This is a genomic window from Streptomyces sp. M41(2017) (assembly GCF_002078175.1).
Classification (GTDB): domain Bacteria; phylum Actinomycetota; class Actinomycetes; order Streptomycetales; family Streptomycetaceae; genus Streptomyces.
Genome location: NZ_MWFK01000001.1, coordinates 2,694,767 through 2,711,718 on the forward strand (window position 1 = coordinate 2,694,767; position 16,952 = coordinate 2,711,718).

General features: G+C 71.6%; 14 protein-coding genes. 9 read left to right on the forward strand and 5 right to left on the reverse strand.

Annotated elements, in window-relative coordinates:
- Window positions 1–116: 116 nt before the first annotated feature.
- The 4 genes from B0675_RS11850 to B0675_RS11865 all read left to right on the forward strand — a co-directional run bounded on the left by B0675_RS11850 (window position 117) and on the right by B0675_RS11865 (window position 6,028).
- Window positions 117–3,113, forward strand: coding sequence for a BTAD domain-containing putative transcriptional regulator (locus B0675_RS11850; protein ID WP_081218774.1), 2,997 nt, complete (start codon window positions 117–119; stop codon window positions 3,111–3,113).
- Between the two features lie 292 nt (window positions 3,114–3,405).
- The gene (locus B0675_RS11855; protein WP_081221738.1) at window positions 3,406–4,140 is read left to right on the forward strand and encodes an A24 family peptidase; all 735 of its coding nucleotides are present in this window, start codon (window positions 3,406–3,408) and stop codon (window positions 4,138–4,140) included.
- A 72-nt stretch (window positions 4,141–4,212) separates the two neighbouring features.
- Window positions 4,213–5,421: a cyclic dehypoxanthinyl futalosine synthase gene (gene mqnC / locus B0675_RS11860; protein ID WP_081218775.1), complete on the forward strand. Its 1,209-nt coding sequence runs from the start codon at window positions 4,213–4,215 to the stop codon at window positions 5,419–5,421.
- Window positions 5,422–5,428: 7 nt separating this feature from the next.
- Window positions 5,429–6,028: a hypothetical protein gene (locus B0675_RS11865; protein ID WP_081218776.1), complete on the forward strand. Its 600-nt coding sequence runs from the start codon at window positions 5,429–5,431 to the stop codon at window positions 6,026–6,028.
- A gap of 21 nt (window positions 6,029–6,049) precedes the next feature.
- On the opposite strand, the gene B0675_RS11870 is transcribed toward B0675_RS11865, so the two are convergent.
- On the reverse strand, window positions 6,050–7,078 hold the full coding sequence (locus B0675_RS11870; RefSeq protein ID WP_081218777.1) for a chitinase: 1,029 nt from the start codon (window positions 7,076–7,078) through the stop codon (window positions 6,050–6,052).
- A gap of 350 nt (window positions 7,079–7,428) precedes the next feature.
- Here B0675_RS11870 and B0675_RS11875 point away from each other — a divergent pair, with 350 nt between their 5' ends.
- The 4 genes from B0675_RS11875 (at window position 7,429) to B0675_RS11890 (ending at window position 12,163) form a co-directional block, all read left to right on the forward strand.
- Entirely contained in the window at window positions 7,429–7,890 is a 462-nt protein-coding gene (locus B0675_RS11875; RefSeq protein WP_081218778.1) for a hypothetical protein, read from the forward strand.
- Window positions 7,891–7,909: 19 nt separating this feature from the next.
- Window positions 7,910–10,195 (forward strand): glycosyltransferase, encoded by a 2,286-nt coding sequence (locus tag B0675_RS11880; RefSeq protein ID WP_081218779.1) that lies wholly within the window; start codon window positions 7,910–7,912, stop codon window positions 10,193–10,195.
- On the forward strand, window positions 10,192–11,319 hold the full coding sequence (locus B0675_RS11885) for an acyltransferase (RefSeq protein ID WP_081218780.1): 1,128 nt from the start codon (window positions 10,192–10,194) through the stop codon (window positions 11,317–11,319). Before B0675_RS11880 ends, B0675_RS11885 begins: the two co-directional genes overlap by 4 nt.
- 148 nt (window positions 11,320–11,467) lie before the next feature.
- A complete protein-coding gene (locus tag B0675_RS11890) occupies window positions 11,468–12,163 on the forward strand; it encodes a demethylmenaquinone methyltransferase (protein ID WP_081221739.1) in 696 nt (231 codons plus the stop codon).
- 48 nt (window positions 12,164–12,211) lie between these two features.
- Here the strand turns inward: B0675_RS11890 and B0675_RS11895 are convergent, their stop codons facing one another.
- Window positions 12,212–12,544, reverse strand: a complete 333-nt coding sequence (locus B0675_RS11895; protein WP_107482613.1) for a PASTA domain-containing protein — start codon at window positions 12,542–12,544, stop codon at window positions 12,212–12,214.
- A 107-nt stretch (window positions 12,545–12,651) separates the two neighbouring features.
- A complete protein-coding gene (locus B0675_RS11900; RefSeq protein ID WP_081218782.1) occupies window positions 12,652–13,158 on the reverse strand; it encodes a GNAT family N-acetyltransferase in 507 nt (168 codons plus the stop codon).
- Window positions 13,159–13,255: 97 nt separating this feature from the next.
- Here B0675_RS11900 and B0675_RS11905 point away from each other — a divergent pair, with 97 nt between their 5' ends.
- Window positions 13,256–14,557 (forward strand): geranylgeranyl reductase family protein, encoded by a 1,302-nt coding sequence (locus B0675_RS11905; RefSeq protein ID WP_081218783.1) that lies wholly within the window; start codon window positions 13,256–13,258, stop codon window positions 14,555–14,557.
- Between the two features lie 78 nt (window positions 14,558–14,635).
- On the opposite strand, the gene def is transcribed toward B0675_RS11905, so the two are convergent.
- Both def and B0675_RS11915 read right to left on the reverse strand, forming a co-directional pair.
- Window positions 14,636–15,289 carry a peptide deformylase gene (def, locus tag B0675_RS11910; protein WP_081218784.1) on the reverse strand — a complete coding sequence of 218 codons (654 nt, stop codon included), beginning with the start codon at window positions 15,287–15,289 and terminating at the stop codon, window positions 14,636–14,638.
- A gap of 189 nt (window positions 15,290–15,478) precedes the next feature.
- Window positions 15,479–16,318: a C40 family peptidase gene (locus B0675_RS11915; RefSeq protein WP_081218785.1), complete on the reverse strand. Its 840-nt coding sequence runs from the start codon at window positions 16,316–16,318 to the stop codon at window positions 15,479–15,481.
- Between the last annotated feature and the right edge of the window lie 634 nt (window positions 16,319–16,952).

Sequence of the window (16,952 nt, forward strand, 5' to 3'; positions counted from 1 at the left end):
GGTCGGTTCCTTTGTGTGGCCCCCTGGGCGCCCTTCGCCACCCTCCTTAAGATCTCAGTAGGCTCGGTACACCCCCCGACCTCACTGCCTCCTCACACGACCCCGGGACACCCGCCATGGCGCGACGCACCACTTCCAGCTCGACGGGCACCTCGCCGAGTCCGAGGAATCGGACGCCGCAGCCCCTGCCCCGGCGTCGCAGGACGTTCGGGGACTTCCTGAAGGCGCTCGGGGCGTTCGTCGCCCTGCTGGTGCTGCTGGTCGGCGTGCCCGGAGCGCTCGCCGTCAGCGTGGGGTGGCCGCTGCCGCACGGAGCACCCCGGATGGACTGGCTCCAGCGTGAGATCTCCGTCAGTACGTTCATCAACGCGCTGACGGTGATCGTGTGGTTCGCGTGGGCGCAGTTCACCGCCTGCGTGCTCGTCGAGGTGAAGGCCGCGCTGTCGGGCGTCGGGATGCCGGGCCGGGTGCCGGGCGCGGGCCCCAGCCAGTTGCTGGCCCGCCAGCTCGTCGCGGCCCTGCTCCTCGTCGGCGCGGCCGCCGCCAGCTTCACCCCCGGCCTCTCGCAGCTCGGCCAGAGCCTGGAGGGCAACCAGCACGGGTCCGTGGCCGCCGCGCAGCAGACCCCCGGACTGTTCGCGCAGCAGCAGGAGCAGGCCGCCTCCAGCGCCGCCGCCCTCGCCGAGCAGGCCGCCGACGCGGCCGACGCGGCGACCCATGCGGACGGTGCCGGTGCCACCGAGCACGGCGCCACGAAGTACTACCGGATCCAGCCCCCCGAAGGCCGGCACCACGACTCCCTCTGGGAGGTCGCGCAGCGCCACCTCGGCGACGGCCGCCGGTACAAGGAGATCTACCAGCTCAACAAGGACCGTACGCAGCCGGACGGTTCGAAGCTGTCCGAGGCCAGCCTGATCCGGCCCGGCTGGATCCTGGAGATGCCCGGCGACGCCCACGGCGGCGAGCTCGTCGAGATGCCCGACGCGGCGCCCGAGGTCTCCCAGCAGGTCCAGCAGCAGATCCACGACTACGCCAAGACGGGCGACCAGCAGCGGGGCGGCGTCGCCGGCCGGCAGAACGAGCAGGGCGACCGCGACACCGCGCACATCCACGTACCGCGGCAGCGGCCCGCCGGCGAGCAGGAGGCCGGTGGCCGGGAGCGGCACGAACCGGCCGCCGCCGAAGCCGCGCGGGCCTCGCAGGGGGCCGAGGACGGCGGGTTCACCTTCGGTCTGCCGGAGGCACTCGTCGGCGCGCCGCTGCTCGCCGCCGGCCTGCTCGGCGCGCTCGGACGGCGCCGCCGCCAGGCCCTGTGGCAGTCCGCCCTCGGCGCGGTCGGCGGGCGGCGCGGCATGGAGCCGCCGGTCCCCACCGGTTCCGCCGCGGACGCCCAGGACGCGCTCCTCGTCGGCGCGGACCCCGAGGGCGTGCGCCTCCTCGACCTCTCGCTGCGCGGACTCGCGACGGCCCTCGCCGCCGAGTCCCGCCCGCTGCCCACCGTCTACGCGGCCTGGCTCGGCGGCAACGGCGACCTGCACCTCCAGCTCGCCCAGCCCGCGGGCAAGCCGCCCACGCCGTGGCAGCTCGGGCAGGACCAGACGTTCTGGATGCTGGCCCGCGCGGACGCCGAGCAGTACGAGGAGGTCGACACGGCCGCCCCGTACCCGGGCCTCGTCAGCCTCGGCACCATGGACGACTCGCGGCTGCTCCTCAACCTGGAGGCCGTGCCCGGCATCGTCTCCCTGAGCGGCAGCGCGGCCGACCGCGCGGGCGTGTTCGCCTCCGTGGCCGCCGAGTTGGCCACCAACGGCTGGTCCGACCGCATGACGATCACGCTCGTCGGCTTCGGCGAGGACCTCACCCCGCTCGCCCCCAGCCGGCTGCGGCACCTCGACGACGTCGAGGCGCTCGTCGAGACCATGGAGGCGGAGACCCGGCAGCGCCGCGGCGCCCTCGGCGCCGCCGGCCACGACTCCGTCCTCACCGGCCGGACCGGGCCCGCCCAGCACACCCGGTGGGCCCCGCACCTCGTCCTCCTCGCCACCGAGCCCTCCGCCGAGGACGCCGTCACCCTCGCCGAACTGGCCGCCGACGCGGGACGGTTGGGCATCGGCTATCTCGTCGGCACCGAGAGCGGTGATCTGCCGGGCGCCGCCTGGGAGATGGAGATCACCGGCGAGGGCAAACTGCTCGCGCCGCTGCTCGGCCTCGAACTCGACGCGCAGCTCCTGCCGGTGGCCCAGCAGCGGGCGGTCGTGGAACTGTTCGTGGAGGCCGACCCGGAGCGCGACCCCGACGGGCCGACGACCACCCCGCCGTTCCTCGTCGACATCAGCGAACAGGGACGGCCCGCCGTCTACGCGCGGCTCGTCGGCTCGTACGAGATCATCGGCCTGGAGGCTCCCGACGGCGAGCGCAGCCCCCTGCTGCACGAGGCGCTCGCGCTGCTTCTGCTGCACCGCGAAGGCGTGCACCCCCGCGTGCTGTCCGCGGCGCTGTGGCCGCGCGGTGTCACCGAGGACGTGCGCGACGCCCTCGTCGAGCGGCTGCGCGGCTGGCTCGGTGCCGACCCGGACGGCACACCCCGCCTCGGCACCGACGAGGCCGGGCGGCTCACGCTCGCCAAGTCCGTCGTCTCCGACCTCGACGTACTGCGCTCCCTCTACCACGAGGCCACACAGGGCAAGGGGGTCGACAGTCGCGTCGTGCGCGGACGGCTCCTCACCGACGCGCTCGTCCTCGTCCGCGGCCCGCTGCTCGCCGACCGTCCGCAGGGCCGCTACGGCTGGCTCACGCACGAGATCATCGACGCCCAACTTCCGCTGCTCGTCGCGGACATCGGCCTGGCGCTGTCCGCGTTCCACCTGGAGAAGGACCGTGCCGAGAAGGCGATCGAGGCGCTGAACGCCTCGATGAACTCGGCGCCGCGCGACGAGCGCCTGTGGAACGAGCTGCTGCGCGCGACCCACGCCACGGGTGACACCGACCGGCTGAAGCGGCTAGCCGCCGACCTGGTCACCCGCAGCGGCGCGCGAGGCCTGCCTCCCCGCACCGAGGCACTCCTCGACGAGCTGCTTCCCGCGTGGCGCACGGACGGGGCAGCCGTGGGGTGATCCGGTCCCGCCGCGAGGACCGCCCCGCGGAGGGTGCCCGCCCGGATCGCCACCGGACCCGGCCGTGAGGCCGGCCGGACACCGCCGGGCCCCGCGACCGACCTACCGGCTCCGGACGGCCGGCGAGGGAGCCGGGGCCCGTCGCACGGGCGGCCCGGCCCCCGTCGTACGGTCGACGGGCGCGGGCGGACCACCCGGCACCGGTCGTGCGGCCGCCCGGCCCGGCACGGCGGTCACCGGGTCCGCGTGGCGGGTGGGCCCGCCGCCGTACCGACTCTTCCTGGGGGAACGCGTGGATCTCGATCTCTGGGCGGCCGGCGCCGCCGCTCTGTGGGGTGCGGCGGCCGGACTGCTCGTCCCGCGGCCCGCGTACCGCCTCGCCGTCGACCCCGGCGAACCGTGGCGGGACAGCTGCCCCGACGGCCGGACGATCACCGGCCCGGCACGTGGCTGGCTCGGTCCGGCCCGCTCGCAGGGTGCCCCCTACGGTCCCGGCGGCCTCCTCGTCTCCCTCACCACCGCCCTCCTGTGCGCCGGCCTCGCGCTCGCGACCGGCACCCGGCCCGAGCTGGCCGTCTGGCTGCTGCTCGCGCCGCTCGGTGTGCTGCTCGCCGTGGTCGACTTCCGGGTGCAGCGGCTGCCCGACCCGCTGACCCTGCCGTTCGCGGCGGCGGCGCTCGCCCTGCTCGGGGTGGCCGCGGCGCTCCCCGAGCACGCGGGGGAGTGGCCGACGGCCCTGTTCGGGGCGCTCGCGCTCGGCGGCGGCTACTTCGTCCTCTTCCTGGTCAACCCGAACGGCATGGGCTTCGGCGACGTGAAACTGGCCCTGGGCCTCGGCGCCGTCCTCGGCTGGTACGGCTGGAGCACGGTGTTCCTCGGGACCTTCGCCGGGTTCCTGTTCGGCGGGCTGTACGGGCTGGGCCTGGTGATCGCGCGGCGGGCGGGCCGCAAGACGTCGATCCCGTTCGGCCCGTTCCTGATCGCGGGCGCCTACGTGGGGCTCCTGATCGGGGCGTACGCGGCCTGACGTCGGGCCGCCGGGTGTGCTGGCGTAGGCTGGCCGGGTCTGTCCACAACCCTTACGAAAGGGACGCTCCCGGTGACCGAGAAGGCCGACCTCACGTCTGTCACAGCCGTCCTCGACCGTGCCGCCGCGGGTGGACGGATCACTCCGGAAGAGGCGCTCGTCCTCTACCGCGACGCCCCGCTGCACGCGCTCGGCGCGGCCGCGGACGCCGTGCGCCGCCGCAGGTACGCGGGTACCGAGCACATCGCGACGTACATCATCGAGCGCAACATCAACTACACGAACGTGTGCGTCACGGCGTGCAAGTTCTGCGCGTTCTACGCGGCCCCCAAGGACACCGCCAAGGGCTGGACGCGCGACCTCGACGACATCCTGCGCCGCTGCGCGGAGACCGTCGAGCTGGGCGGCACCCAGATCATGTTCCAGGGCGGACACCACCCGGACTACGGCGTCGAGTACTACGAGAAGCACTTCGCCGCGATCAAGGCCGCGTACCCCGAGCTGGTCATCCACTCCCTCGGCGCGTCCGAGGTCGAGCACATGGCCCGCATCTCCAAGGTGAGCGTCGAGGAGGCCATCCAGCGGATCCACGCGGCCGGCCTCGACTCGTTCGCCGGCGCCGGCGCCGAGCTGCTCCCGGCCCGCCCGCGCAAGGCGATCGCCCCGCTCAAGGAGTCCGGCGAGCGCTGGCTGGAGATCATGGAGATCTCGCACGGGCTGGGCGTCGAGTCGACGTCCACCATGCTGATGGGCACCGGCGAGACCAACGCCGAGCGCATCGAGCACCTGCGGATGATCCGTGACGTACAGGACCGGACGGGCGGCTTCCGCGCCTTCATCCCGTACACCTACCAGCCCGAGAACAACCACCTGAAGGGCCGCACGCAGGCGACGCTCTTCGAGTACCTGCGGATGATCGCGATCGCCCGCCTGTTCCTCGACAACGTGGCGCACATCCAGGGTTCCTGGCTGACCACCGGCAAGGAGGTCGGCCAGCTCTCCCTGCACTACGGCGCCGACGACCTCGGCTCGATCATGCTGGAGGAGAACGTCGTCTCCTCCGCCGGCGCGAAGCACCGCTCCAACCGCATGGAGATCATCGACCTCATCCGCAAGGCGGGCCGCGTCCCCGCGCAGCGGACCACGACGTACGAGCACATCGTCGTCCACGACGACCCGGCGAACGACCCGGTCGACGAGCGCGTGATGTCCCACATCTCCTCGACGGCGATCGACGGTGGCACGGCCCACCCCGAGTTGAAGCTACTGGCCTCCAACTGACGCCCCGATGCTGACCCTTCACGCCGCCGAGCGGTCGCCCGAGGCAGCCGTCCTGGTCGACGGAGCGACCCTCGCCGCGGTCGGCCCGTACGAGGAACTGGCCGCCGCCCACCCGAGCGCCCGCGTCCGGCACTGGCCCGGCATCCTGACGCCGGGACTGCTGAACCCGTACGGCCCGGAGATCCTGCAGGCGATGTACCACCCGGACCCGCGCGAGGCCGAGGGCTTCGGCACCGAGCCCATCGGCGGGGAGCGGGCCCGGCGGATCTTCCGCGCCGATCCCGCGCGCGTCGGCGCGAGCGCGCGTCGCGCGGTCCAGCGGCTGCTGGCGCACGGCACGGTGGCGGTGGCCGGCGAGCTCACGTCGCGACCTGTCATCGACGCGGTGCGCCGCGCCGGCCTCGCGATCGGTCGGCGCCCTGACCGGCTCGCCGGCCCGGCGGCGCTGTCCCCGACCCCGCTCATCCTGCTGCCCGGACCGACGCCGGGCGGTCCCGCCCGGTTCGCCGTGTTCGATGTCGCGGACCGTGCCGACCTGGTGAGTCGTGGTGCGGGGACCTGCGTGGCGACCGTGATCGGCGGGCGGCTGGTGTACCGCAGCCGCTGATCACGGCAGGATCGCGCCGGCTCAGCCCGCGAACGCCTCGGCGAAGGCCCCCGAACTCTGCCGCACGCCACTGCAGTCGGTGGCCGCGTCGTCGGCGTGGGCGCCGTCCCCGCACTGCTGGTCCCGGAACGTCGACCACATCGACACCCAGGCGATCCTCTTCTTCTCGGCGAACTCCCTTACCTGCGCGGCGTCGTCGAGGCCGAAGGTCTCGTTGTCCACGTCGTTGACGCCGATCATCGACGTGAGGGCGAGCCCCTGCCAGGCATTCGCCGCCGACAGCCCGAAGACCTTCTGCAGTTGCTTGTGCGCGGCCCCCGCCGACGTGATCGCGTAGTCGCCCATGTCGTCCTTGTACGAACTGCCGTAGTTCATGGTCATGATGTTGACGGTGGAGACCTTCACGGCGTGGTCGTTGGCGGACTCCAGGAGCGCGAGGCTGTCGTCGTCCAGCCCGGACGGCATCACCGGCAGAGTGAACGACACCTTCAGATCGCTCCGTTCCTTCTGGAGCAGCGCGATGGCCTCGGAGCGCAGGGCGACCGAGGCGGAGTCGCCCAGTTGGGCGCCCTCCACGTCGAAGTCGGCCTGGGAGGACCCGGCCCGGTCGAGCGCCTGGCCGTAGGCGTCCGCCAGTTCGCGCGCGCTGTCGCACGTCGACGCCAGTTCCTTGCCGGACGCGCCGCCGAAGGAGACCCGCACCCGTGCACCGGACTTCTTGAGCGCGGCGATCCGGGACGTCACGGCCGCGTCGCCGATGGCGTACGTGCCGTTCCACTTCGGCGTGCAGGTGCTGCCGTCCGCGATCACGAAGGCCAGGTTGTACGTCGTCGGGGAGCCCGCCGCGTCCGTCGCGCCGGGCGTCGTGGCGCTCACATAGGGCGCGTACGACGTGCTCGACCCCGACGAGGCCGCGGAGGCGGACGAGTCGGTCCCGGGAGTCCGCGCGGGCGCCGCGTCCGTGGTGCCGGCGTCACCCGAGGAGCACCCCGCGCAGGCCAGGGCGACCGCGCAGACGAGCCCCGCGGCCGGCCTCAGGAAATTCCTCATTGCGCACGCACCCGCTCTCGTGATGTCTCGCTCAAGACGGAAACAAACGGTCGTTTCCTGATAGGGAATGTGTCACACCCGGACCGTATTGCCGAATGGGCGTCATTCATCGGTATTGCCGTGGGGGAGGGCGGGCGAGGGGGATCGAAGAAGTGATGTAAAGGTTCATATCGGGCGTATGAAAGGTGCATTTCTCCTGCATTGGGCGTTCTTGAGCTGCGTGGATGCCGAGGGATTGCCGTCATGTCTCCCCGGTCTCATGGAGAAAATACAGCTTGGGCTGTCTCTCATGGGTCGTTCACACGGAAAGCAGAGTTTTCGCCACAAGGAGCCGTCCTAATGTCGGGGAAATGCAATCCGAGTCCGCCATCGAAAACCGTGCCCAGGGGCGTGGCCGGCGCCGCGCACGCGGCAGTGGGGCCGTGGACGGCCCCGTGTTCGTCGACAACTCCGGACGCCGTGCCCGCCTGCTGCGCAGAGTCGGCCTCGTGGTCGGCGCCGGGTGTCTCGGCTACGCCACCGTGCTCGGTATGGCCTTCATGGGCTGGGGCACCTCACTGACCCCGTCCTCCCTGCTCCCCTTCGACGCCGCCCGGGCCGGCTCCGCCCCGGGCGGCGGGGGACCGGGCGCGGGCCGGGGCGGCGCGGCTCCCACCGGCACCCCCACCGGACTCCCCAGCGGCGCGCCGACCGGCCTCCCCGACGGGGCCCCCGCCGGAGCCGTCACCGACGCCGCGCCCCCGGGCGCCTCCGCGTCCTTGCCCGCCCCCACCTCGACCGCCGGGGCGTCCGCCTCCACCGGCGCCAACTGACAGGCACGCACCCACTTTCATGACCACGACGACGCCCGCACGCGGCCGTCGGCGCGCCCCCTCCAGGATGGAGCGGGCCGCCGGACGGGCCGCGGCGTTCCAGAAACCACGAGTCGTCCTCGCCCTGCTGCTCCTGCTGGCACTCACCAGCGTGATGCTGCTCGACGGCTACCTGCGCTCCGAGATCGGCAACGACGCCCGGGTCCGCGACGGCGCCGCCTACGACAAGGTCCCCAGCAGGATCCTCGACGGCGGACCGCTCCTCACCTTCGACCACGGCACCGCCAGGACCCAGTCCGTGCCGGACAGGACGATCGTGCTCACCTTCGACGACGGACCGACCGCGACCTGGACACCCCAGGTCCTGAAGGTGCTGGAGGAGAACGACGTCGACGCCACCTTCTTCATGGTCGGCTCGATGATCTCCCGCTATCCCGGCGTGGTGAAGTCGCTGGTGGAGCAGGGCAACGAGGTCGGCATCCACACCTTCACCCACGTCGATCTCTCCTATCAGAGCGCCGCCCGCCTGCAACGGGAGCTGAAGCAGACGCAGTTGGCCCTCGCGGGCGCGGCCGGTGTCACCACCACGCTGTTCCGGGCCCCGTACTCCTCGGAGATCGACGCCGTCGACAACTACAGCTGGCCCGTCTACCAGGAGATCGGCGACCTCGGCTACACGAGCGTCTTCGTGGACACCGACAGCGACGACTGGAAGAAGCCGGGCGTCTCGAAGATCGTCCGATGGGCGACGCCGAAGAAGAACAAGGGCGCCATCGTCCTGATGCACGACGCGGGCGGCGACCGGTCGCAGACGATCAGCGCGCTCGGCACGTACATCAAGAAGATGAAGGCGAAGGGCTACACCTTCACCACCGTCAGCGGAGCCCAGGCGATGCTGAACGGGAACCGGTCCGGCGGGGGCCGGCAGTCCGGCTCGGCGGGTGCGGGTGCGGGTGCCGGGGCCGGAGGTACCGGCGCGGCACAGGCCGCCCAGCACCAGGCCGCCGGGGCGACCCTCTACGAGGGCAGGGCGCTGGTCTACGCCGTCGCGGTCGCCGAGTGGGTGGTGCCCGCGCTGTCCTGGTTCCTCCTCGTCGTCGGCGTCGCCGTCATGGGCCGTTTCGGGATGATGCTGGTCCTCGCCCGCCGTCACCACCGGCAGCGCAACCGCGGGCGCGGCAAGGGCGGCAGAGGCGGCGGCAGGTTCGGCTGGGGGCCCGCGGTCACCCGTCCGGTGAGCGTGATCGTGCCCGCGTACAACGAGAAGGAGTGCATCGCCAACACGCTGAGATCACTGGCGAGGAGCACCCATCCGGTTGAGATCGTCGTGGTGGACGACGGCTCCGACGACAACACGGCCGAGATCGCCGAGTCGCTCGGCATGCCCAACGTCCGGGTCGTCCGGCAGGAGAACGCGGGCAAGCCGGCCGCGCTCAACAACGGAGTCCGCAACGCCCGTCACGACATCGTCGTGATGATGGACGGGGACACCGTCTTCGAACCCGACGCCGTGCACCACCTCGTGCAGCCCTTCGCCGATCCGGAGATCGGGGCCGTCGCGGGCAACGCCAAGGTCGGCAACCGCACCACCCTGATCGGCGCCTGGCAGCACATCGAGTACGTGATGGGCTTCAACCTCGACCGCAGGATGTACGACCTGCTGCGGTGCATGCCCACCATCCCGGGTGCGATCGGCGCGTTCCGCCGCGACGCGGTCCTCGGCGTCGGCGGGATGAGCGAGGACACCCTCGCCGAGGACACCGACATCACGATCGCCCTGCACCGCGCGGGCTGGCGGGTCGTCTACCAGGAGCACGCCAAGGCCTGGACGGAGGCGCCCGGTTCGCTCAGGCAGCTGTGGTCGCAGCGCTACCGCTGGAGCTACGGCACCATGCAGGCGCTGTGGAAGCACCGCACGTCCCTGACGGACACGGGGCCTTCGGGGCGCTTCGGCCGCGTCGGCATGCCTCTGGTCGTCCTCTTCCAGATCGTCACGCCGGTCTTCGCGCCGCTCATCGACGTGTTCACCGGCTATTCGATGGTCTTCGTGGACTTCCGGGCCGCGCTCCTCGCCTGGCTGGCCGTCCTCGCCGTCCAACTCGTCTGCGCCGCCTACGCGTTCCGGCTCGACCGGGAGAGGTACCGCTACCTCGCGATGCTCCCGCTCCAGCAACTCGCCTACCGCCAGATGATGTACCTGGTCCTGATCCACTCCTGCGTCACGGCCCTGACCGGCGGACGGCTGCGCTGGCAGAAGCTCAAGCGCACCGGCGAGGTCGGCACCCCGGCGGGAGCGGGCCGATGAGCCGGCGGCGACAGGCGGTGACGACCGCGGAACCCGCTCCCGAGGCCCGGCCGAGAGGCGGGCATCGCGCCGGCCGGAAGCATGGCCCGCCGGCCGCACGGGACCGCTACTTCGACTTCCTGCGCGCGATCGCCCTGGTACGCGTCGTGGCCTACCACACGTTCGGGTGGGCCTGGGCGGGTCTGGTCCTCCCCTCCATGGGGATCATGTTCGGTCTGGCCGGCACGCTCATGGCGAAGTCGCTGGAGCGGCCCGCGCCCCAGGTCGTGAGGAGCCGGCTGCGCAGACTGCTGCCCCCCTTCTGGCTCTGGGGCGCCTTCGTGGTCCTGGCGATGCTGGTCCACGGCTGGATGCCGGGCTGGGAGATCGTCTACTGGATCGTGCCGTTCGGCGATCCGCCGGGCAACGCGTGGGGCGAGCAGGCCTGGGAGATCCTCTGGTACTTGCGGACCTACCTGTGGTTCGTCCTGCTCTCTCCGCTGCTGCTGCGGATCTTCCGGCTCGCCCCGGTCCCCGTGCTCGTCCTGTCCCTCGCCCCGGTCCTGGTCCTGACCTTCCTCCGGGAAGCGCCGGACAACCGGTTCGGCAGCGCTCTGTGGGACCTGGCGACGTACCTCTGCTGCTGGCTCCTCGGCTTCGCGCACCGCGACGGGGTGCTGCGGCGGCTGCGGCCGGCCGCGGTGGTCGTGGCCTCGTCGGCGGCCCTCGCGTACGGCGGCTGGTTCGCCTTCGCGCACCGGGCGGAGTACGGCACCTACGACCTCGACGAGATCCCCCTCGCCCAGGCCTTCTGGTCGGCGGGTCTCGTGACCCTGCTCCTGTACGTCAAGGCGGCCCGAGGCGTCGACTTCGCGTGGCTGGCGCGGTTTCGCCGGATCGACCGCACGGTGACGATCTTCAACGGGCGCGCGGTGACGATCTATCTCTGGCACGAGATCGCCCTGATCCTGGCCGTCCCCCTGATCGACGGGTTCTGGAAGGTCCCTGCCTTCGAGGCGTGGCTGCCGTTGGAGAGCCAGTGGTTCCTGTTCGCCGTCGGCTGGGTCCTGATCTGGCTCGCGATCGTCCTGTTCGGCTGGGTCGAGGACGTGGCGGCGAGGAAGAGGCCGCGGCTGCTGCCGTGACGGGGTCCGTCCCGGTGCTCCGGGAATGGCGGAGAGGGCGCTCGTCCCGGGGCCCGGTGTCGCGGGCGCCGATCCCGAAGGGGTGCGGGTGAGGGACGTACGGCCGGGCGCCGCCGAGTCGTCCGGCCCGTACTGCCACAATGGGACGGTGACCCGCGCATCCCTGGACAAGCAGCCGCACGAAGTCGCCTCGATGTTCGACGACGTGGCGGAACGGTACGACCTGACGAACGACCTGCTGTCGCTCGGCCAGGACCGGGTGTGGCGCAAGGAGGTCGCCAAGGCGGTCGACGCGCGCCCCGCGCAGAAGATCCTGGACCTGGCGGCGGGCACGGCGACCTCGTCCCTGCCCTTCGCCCGCAGCGGCGCGTACGTCGTCCCCTGCGACTTCTCGCTCGGCATGCTCCGGGTCGGCAAGCGCAACCACCCCTGGCTGCCGCTGACCGCCGGTGACGCCACGAAGCTGCCGTTCAAGGACGACACCTTCGACGCCGTCACGATCTCCTTCGGACTGCGCAACGTCCAGGACACCGACACCGCCCTCGGCGAGCTGTACCGCGTGACCAAGCCGGGCGGCCGCGTCGTGATCTGCGAGTTCTCGCACCCCACCTGGGCGCCGTTCCGCACGGTCTACACCGAGTACCTCATGCGCGCGCTGCCCCCGGTCGCCCGCGCCGTCTCCTCGAACCCCGAGGCGTACGTCTATCTCGCCGAGTCCATCCGCGCCTGGCCGACCCAGCCGGAGCTGGCCGAGCGGCTGCGCAAGGCGGGCTGGTCGAAGACGGCGTGGCGCAACCTCTCCGGCGGCATCGTGGCCCTCCACCGCGGCTTCAAGCAGGCCTGAGCGACCCGGGCGACTCCCTCCGGGGGCGGCCCGGTCGGCGCAGTGCCGTCAGCCGAGGACCTCGAACGGGTCCCCGGGGCGGTCGAGTTCGCGCCGCATCCCGCCCGACGGCGGACGCGGCGGCCTCGGCTCGCGCACCCCCGCGCCACCCTCCGCGTCCCCGAGGTCGAACCACACGGTGACGACCGCCCCACGCGGAACCTCCGCGCCGGGCTGCGGAAACTGCCGTACGACGTAGTCGACGACCGTCGACGGGAAGTCGGGCCGGTCGGGTGCGGCGAGCAGCACACCGCGCGCCTCGGCCGTCTCCCGCGCGTCCACGGCCATCAGGCCCACCAGCCGCGGCACGCGCACTTCGGGTGTTCCGGGTGTCCTGTGCACAGACGTCACCCCCAGCGGTACCGGCAGGGTATGCCCCGTCCGTGCCGTTCCGGAAGGAGCGGGAGAGCGCGGGAAGGCCGCTCGACGGCCGTCCGGGAGGGCCGTCCTCAGAGCGCCAGCCGGTAGCGGTGTCCCTCCGCCTTGGAGGCCGGGACGGTGAACCGCTCCGCCAGCTCCATGCCGAGCCGTCTCGTCACCGCGATGGAACGGGCGTTGCGCGCGTTGACCATCGCGACCACGTCCTTGACGCCCGCCGAGCGGACCCGCTCCAGGGTGGTCAACGCGGCCGCCGTGACGTACCCCTTGCCCCAGTGCTCCCGTCCGAGCCGCCAGCCGATCTCGATCTGCCCGGCCGGCCCCCACGCGTGCGGCCACGGCTGGGCGCCGGTGAAGCCCAGCACCTCGCCCTCCCCGTCGACCATCGTCCACAGACAGAACCCGTGCTCAGCGTCGTGCCGCCGCTGCCGGGCCGTGAGTTCCTCGTACACGGACAGCTCGGCCGGGCGGCCTCCGTGGAACTCCATGACGTCCGGGTCGGCGAAGACCCGGTGCCACGCGTGGGCGTCCTCGTCGGTGGGGACCCGCAGTCGTACGTCGGGGAGAGCTCGGTTCACGGGGCAGCCCTTCGGGTGGTGATCGGTACCGCTGCATAGACTGCCCATGTCCAGTGCCCGTCGGCACGTTGATTTCGAGCCTTGGGGAGACCCCGCCGTGACCGAGCCCCAACCCCTCTCCGAAAACACCGCCGACGTCATCGTCGTCGGGGCCGGGCCAGCCGGTTCCACCACCGCCTACTACCTGGCGAAGGCGGGGCTCGACGTCCTGCTCCTGGAGAAGACCGCCTTCCCGCGCGAGAAGGTCTGCGGCGACGGACTGACCCCGCGCGCCACCAAGCAGCTCGTTTCGATGGGCATCGACATCTCCGAGGAGGCCGGCTGGCTCCGCAACAAGGGGCTGCGCATCATCGGCGGCGGCGTCCGGCTCCAGCTGGACTGGCCGGATCTCGCCTCCTTCCCGGACTACGGACTCGTCCGGAAGCGGGACGACTTCGACGAGCAGCTGGCGCGGCAGGCGCAGAAGGCGGGCGCCCGGCTGCACGAGCGCTGCAACGTCGGTGCCCCGATCGTCGACGACCGCACCGGCCGCATCACCGGCGTGCACGCGAAGCTCGGCGACGCGGACTCCAAGGAGAAGCGGGAGGTGACCTTCCACGCCCCGCTGGTGGTGGCCGCCGACGGCAACTCCACCCGCCTGTCCCTCGCGATGGGCCTGCACCGCCGGGAGGACCGCCCGATGGGCGTCGCGGTGCGTACGTACTTCACCTCGCCGCGTCACGAGGACGACTACCTGGAGTCCTGGCTGGAGCTGTGGGACCGCCGGGGTGCCGAGGACCGGCTGCTGCCCGGCTACGGCTGGATCTTCGGCATGGGCGACGGCACGTCGAACGTGGGTCTCGGTGTCCTCAACACCTCCGACTCCTTCAAGGAGCTGGACTGGCGCGAGGTCCTGAAGGCCTGGTGCGCCTCGATGCCGGAGGACTGGGGCTACACCCCGGAGAACATGACCGGCCCGATCCGCGGCGCCGCCCTGCCGATGGCCTTCAACCGCCAGCCGCACTACACCAAGGGTCTGTTGCTGGTCGGCGACGCCGGCGGCCTGGTGAACCCCTTCAACGGCGAGGGCATCGCCTACGCCATGGAGTCCGGCCAGATCGCCGCCGACGTGATCGTGCAGGCCCATGCGCGCGCCACCCCGGGCCAGCGCGAACTCGCCCTCCAGCGCTACCCGCGCGTCCTCAAGGAGACCTACGGCGGCTACTACACCCTCGGCCGCGCCTTCGTGAAGCTCATCGGCAACCCGAAGGTCATGAAGATCGCCACCCAGCGCGGCCTGACCCACCCGATGCTGATGAAGTTCACGCTGAAGATGCTCGCGAACCTCACCGACCCCACCGGCGGCGACGCCGCGGACCGCATCATCAACGGCCTCTCGAAGGTGGCCCCCAAGGCCTGACCCGGCGTCCGACCGACCTGACACACAGCACGGACACCACGAGCGGCGGCCCGATCGAACGGGCCGCCGCTCGCCGCGTCAGCCCCGACCGCCGGTCATCCCCCGGCTGCCCGTCAGTTCGGACTCCTTGACGGCCCGGCGTGCCAGGACCTCGTCGCGCCGCTCGGCCACCTGCCGCAGGGCGTCCTTCCGCTCGCGCCGGGCGAGACGGTCCAGATAGACGCGGCCGTCGACATGGTCGCTCTCGTGCGCGAGACACCGCGCGAAGTACCCGGTCCCCTCGATGACCAGAGCGTTTCCGTCCTTGTCGACGCCGCGTACGACGGCACGGTCGGGCCGTGGCACGTCCACGACGGCCCCGGGAACGGACAGACACCCCTCACCCTCGTCCAGCAGTCGCCGGCCGGAGGGCGCGAGGCGTTCCAGGACGGGGTTGGCGATGTGGCCGACATGCCGGTTCCCGTCGTCGTCCGGGCAGTCGTAGACGAAGAGACGCAGGTCGACACCGACCTGGTTCGCGGCCAGACCGGCGCCGTCGGCGACGTACATGGTCAGGAACATGTCGTCGATGAGTGCGGCGAGATCGGGACCGAACTCGGTCACGTCCCGGCACGGCCGGTGCAGGACCTCCTCACCGACCTCGGTGATCCTCCGGACCGAGCCCCGGCGGGCCTCCGGCGTGAGCGGGGGATACGAGCCGACGGGACTTCCCTGGACGAACACACGGGGCATCGCTGTCTCCTTCGGGTGCGCGGACACCGCGGCCGACGGCGGTCCGCCGACTCACCCGGCGCCGGAGCCACTCTCCCGCAGAGACGGAGCACGCCGTGCCCGAACGGGGTGAAGAGCCCGACGGGCCCCCGGACAACCCGAAGGACCGCCTCCCGTGAGGGAAGCGGTCCGCCGAAGGTCACCCGTGGGTCAGAGCACGCGCACCGCGCCCGTCGCCGGGTAGCCCGAGAGGTCCTGGATCACGACGCCCTTGGAGGGGTTGGCCGCGTCGAGGTACTGCCCGCCACCGATGTACACACCGACGTGGTACGCCGAGCCGGCCGAGCCCCAGTACAGGATGTCGCCGACCTGGACGTCGGACAGCGAAACCGGCGTACCGGACGTCGACTGGGATTCCGAGACGCGCGGCAGGTCGACGCCGACCTGCTTGAACGCCGCCTGCACCAGACCCGAGCAGTCCCACGCGTTGGGTCCGGTGCCGCCCATGACGTACGCGTCACCGACCTGAGCCTTCAGGAAGGCGACGACGGTCGCGACACTGCCGCTGGCCGGAGCGGAGACGTTCGTCGAGGTGGACGAACCGGCGGAAGCGGACAGAACGGTGCGCTCCGAGGAACGCGAGACGGCCTCGGCCGCCGCGGCCTTCCGTGCGGCCTCGGCCTTCTTCTTGGCCTCCGCCTTCTTCTTGGCGTCGGCCAGGTCGGCCTTGGCCTGCTTGGCGGCCTTGGCGGCGGCCGCGTCGCGCTCCGCCTGGAGCTCGTAGTTGGCCGCGGTCTGCTGGGTGGCGTCCGCGGACTGCGCGACCTGCGTGGCCAGGTCGGCCGTCAGGGTCGGCAGTTCGAGCGTCTGCGTGACGGGCTCGGCAGCGTTCGCCGAACCAGCCGCCCCGGCCACGGCCAGGGTGCTGAGAACGCCACCGGCAACTCCGGCGCGCATCGCGAGCGACGACGCGTTGCGACGGGGCTTCCGGTGGCTTCGTATGTGAGCGGTGTGGGACATGGGTACAAGCGGTACCAGGGGCTCCTCCATACCTTCAAGAAACGTGTGGTGCGCCACAGTTGTTCAATCGACGGCCGAATTCACCGCGCGTCACTCTTTATTGACGCCGTAACGGGCATTGCGGACACCGTCCACCGAGCCCGTGATCATGGCCTTTCAGTAATACGTCCGAATTGCCCGCGACCTACCATCGGTTGAGGCCGATGGCCAAGCCCGGTTTATCTGACTCACAGGTAGATGTGGCGCAGGTCACGGAACGGTCTCCGGGCCGGTCGCGTCCCGCGCGTGCGGCGGGCTTCCCCCCCGCTCGTGAACGCGTGCACGCGTCCACACCCGTCCCCTCGCCTCCCCCGAATGTGAACGGCGTCCTCTATCAAGGCCACCCGTCCAGCACCAATTTGCATGCAGAGGAAGTCTCTTGATATGGAGACGCCGCCCCGGACCTGCGGTGACGAGCGGAAATGTCACCTCTGGTGATCGACCGGACGCTTCGGGTGTGAAGATCACCGCTCATCCGACTTCATGATCGTTCGTCAGGTGGTGGAGATCACAAAGCTTGTGCAATACCCCGTGTCGCAGATCACAGACCGCCGGGCATAAGATGCGAGGCAGTTGGGCTTGTGACCTGCTTCACATGTCCGCGATCTTCGCCGGGACGGGTGGA